Annotated in this window: 2 protein-coding genes and 1 pseudogene; all 3 read left to right on the top strand. The window is 68.3% G+C overall.

Going from position 1 to position 3,265, the window contains the following annotated elements; genetic code table 11:
- Positions 1-545 (top strand): annotated as a pseudogene (locus tag RTO53_RS19700) (shikimate dehydrogenase); the annotation flags it as partial.
- A gap of 4 nt (positions 546-549) precedes the next feature.
- Complete coding sequence (locus RTO53_RS19695; RefSeq protein WP_312239351.1) at positions 550-903, top strand: hypothetical protein; 354 nt, start codon at positions 550-552, stop codon at positions 901-903.
- 147 nt (positions 904-1,050) lie between these two features.
- Positions 1,051-3,111 (top strand): ATP-dependent DNA helicase DinG, encoded by a 2,061-nt coding sequence (gene dinG, locus RTO53_RS19690; protein ID WP_312239352.1) that lies wholly within the window; start codon positions 1,051-1,053, stop codon positions 3,109-3,111.
- The last annotated feature ends 154 nt before the right edge of the window (positions 3,112-3,265 follow it).

The raw sequence follows: 3,265 nt of genomic DNA, 5'->3' as shown, positions 1-3,265 counted from the left end.
CCACCGATGGCATCGGTCTGGTACGCGACCTCACCGACCGCCACGGGCTGGACCTGCGCGGCCGCCGCACCCTGCTGATCGGTGCTGGCGGCTCGGCCCGCAGCGTCGCCCCGGCGCTGCTGGATGCCGGCATCCTGGAACTGGTGGTGGTCAACCGCACCCCCGAACGCGCCGATGCGCTGATCGACGCCATGGGCGAGCCGGGCCGGGCGATCACCCGTTACTGGGAAGACATCCGCGAGCTGGGCGACTTCGAGCTGATCATCAACGCCACCTCGGCCGGACGCGACCGCGACGCCGAGTTCAAGCTGCCGCTGGGGCTGGTCAACAGCATGACCACGGCGGTGGACCTCAACTACGGCGAGGCGGCCATCGCCTTCATGGCGTGGGCGCGTTCGGCCGGCTGCCGCAACGTGGTGGACGGGCTGGGCATGCTGGTCGAACAGGCCGCCGAAAGCTTCCTGCAGTGGCATGCGGTGCGTCCGCAGACCGACGCGGTGTATGCCGAATTGCGCGGCGAGAATGCGCTGGCCGGCGAGGATTGAACGCATGAACCTTGAGATGATGATGTCCGTGCTGGGCATGGTCGCCACGCGCCTGCCGATCCTGATCGCCCTGGCGGTCTCGGTGGTGTGGGTGGTCGACACCCCGCGCACGGCGGTGCGCAGCGTGGCGCTGTGGGCGCTGGCGCTGCTGGCGGTGACAGCCGTGGCCGGGCTGGTGCTCAACGTGGTGCCGATGTGGCTGGTGCAGCAGGGCAATTACGAATCGGTGCAAACCCTGTCGTTGTGGCTGGGCGGGGCGCACTTCGTGCTGGGCCTGTTCGACGCGCTGGCGCTGGTGCTGCTGGTGTGGGCGATGACCCGCGCGCTGCGGACGCGAAACCAGACCCCCGCCAGCTGAACACCGGACCTGCATCGCGGATCTGAACCGGCGCGGAAATCCGCGCCGGTTCCCGCCCTCCGCTCGTGAGAAAATAGCCGCCGATCCAGGCAGGTGTCCCCCGGCGTGACCGAAAAAGTTGAAGCCCCGCGCGCGCTTAACGATGAGATGAAGGCCGCCATCCGCGATGCCTACGCCAAGCTGCAGGCCAATACCCCCGGCTTCAGTACCCGGCGTTCGCAGAGCCAGATGATCGGCGTGGTCTCGCGTGCGCTGTCGCACAGCGGTGGCGTCGGCGTGGTCGAGGCGCCCACCGGCGTCGGCAAGTCGCTGGGCTACCTCACCGCCGGCGTACCGATCGCCCTGGCCACCAAGAAGAAGCTGGTGATCAGTACCGGCACCGTGGCGCTGCAGTCGCAGCTGGTCGAGCGCGACATCCCCAACTTCCTCAAGGCCACCGGTATCGAGGCGACCGTGGCGCTGGCCAAGGGGCGCACCCGCTACCTGTGCACGCGCAATGCCGCCGAAGCGCATGGCGAAGGCGCGCAGGAAGGCATGTTCGAGGATGAGCAGCCGCTGTTCGACCGGCCGCTGGCGCCGATTGAAATGGACCTGGCGCAGAAGCTCAGCAAAGCATTCCTGGAAGGGCGCTGGAACGGTGACCTGGACAACGCCCCGGAAACCATCAGCAACACGCTGCGCTCGCGCATCACCACGCCGGCCTCGGGTTGCGCCGGCCGCAAGTGCGCCTTCTCGGCGCAGTGCGCGGTGCTGCGCTCGCGCAACACGGTGCGCGATGCGCAGATCGTGGTCACCAACCACGCGCTGCTGCTGTCGGCGCTGTCCATCGGTGAGAGCGACAACGGCCAGCCGCTGATCGCCGCACCCTCGGACATGCTGCTGGTGCTCGACGAAGGCCATCACATCGGCAGCGTGGCCATCGACCAGGGCGCGGCCAGCCTGGCCCTGGACGAGATGGCCAAGCGCACCGGACGCCTGCAGGTGCTGATCGCCGCGTCCTACCGCGCCGTGGACAAGGACAAGCTGGGCAACCTGCTGCCCAACGAGGCCATCGAGGCCGCTGCCAAGGTCAGCAAGCAGCTCAAGGCGTTCCGTGATGTCATCGACCGCAGCTGGCGGCCGGACCCCGGCGCGCAGGAGCCGATGTGGCGCGCCCCGAACGGGCGCCTGCCGGAGATCTGGATGGCCGATATCGAGGCCATCGCCGACGACACCCGCAGCCTATTCAACTGGGCCCACGCCGCGCTGGCGCAGGTGGCCAAGGGCAAGCCCGAAGATGCCGCGCGGGAGCGTCTGCAGCGCAACCTGGGGATGGCGCTGGAGATGATCGAAGGCCAGCACAACCTGTGGACCGCCTGGCGCCGCGAAGACAAGGACGGCCAGCCGCCGATGGCGCGCTGGGTGACCCTGTCGCGCGATGGCGACCTGATCCTGCACGGCTCGCCGATCTCGGCCGCGCACGTGCTGCGCAAGCTGCTGTGGGACGAAGTGGATTCGGTGGTGATGACCTCGGCCACGCTCACCGGCGGCGGCGATTTCCAGTCGCTGGCCATCGACAACGGCATTCCCGAAGACGCCGAGCTGGTCTCGCTGTCCTCGCCGTTCGATCTGCCCAACCAGGCCCAGTTGATCGTGCCGGCGTTCCCGGTCACCCCCGACGACAAGGAAGGGCACCCCAAGGAGGTGGCCAAGTACCTGGTGCGGGAGCTGGACTGGGGCAAGGGCAGCATCGTGCTGTTCACCTCGCGCTGGAAGATGGAAAAAGTGGCCGAGCTGATGCCCGCCGCGCAGCGCAAGCTGGTGCTGGTGCAGGGCGAAAGCGCCAAGCAGAAGATGATCGACGAGCACCTGCGGCGTACCGCGGCCGGGGAGGGCTCGGTGCTGTTCGGGCTGAACTCGTTCGGCGAAGGCCTGGACCTGCCCGGCGAGGCCTGCACCACGGTGGTGATCACCCAGGTCCCGTTCGCGGTGCCGACCGATCCGCAGACCTCCACGTTGAGTGAGTGGTTCGAAAGCCGTGGGTTGAATGCGTTCAACCTGATCGCGATCCCGCACGCGCTGCGCACGCTGACCCAGTTCTCCGGCCGGTTGATCCGCACCTCGACCGACACCGGCCGGGTGATCATCCTCGACTCGCGCCTGCTGACGCGCCGCTACGGCAAGCGCATCATCGATTCATTACCGCCGTTCAAGCGGGTGATCGGCTAACGGGGCGCCGTACACGCAGCGCCACGCCATGCGTAGCTGCGTGCCATCGGCGCGCGAGGCGGCGCGGCGCGCGCCGCCGCATCACAGCTGCGACAGCGGGCACGAGAAGTAGGCCAGTCCATACGGCTGGTACATGCAGCGCACCAAGGCATCG

The organism is Stenotrophomonas sp. (assembly GCF_031995405.1).
Classification (GTDB): Bacteria; Pseudomonadota; Gammaproteobacteria; order Xanthomonadales; family Xanthomonadaceae; genus Stenotrophomonas.
The sequence above is the reverse complement of the archived record's forward strand: the minus strand, read 5'-3'. Positions and strand labels throughout refer to the sequence as shown.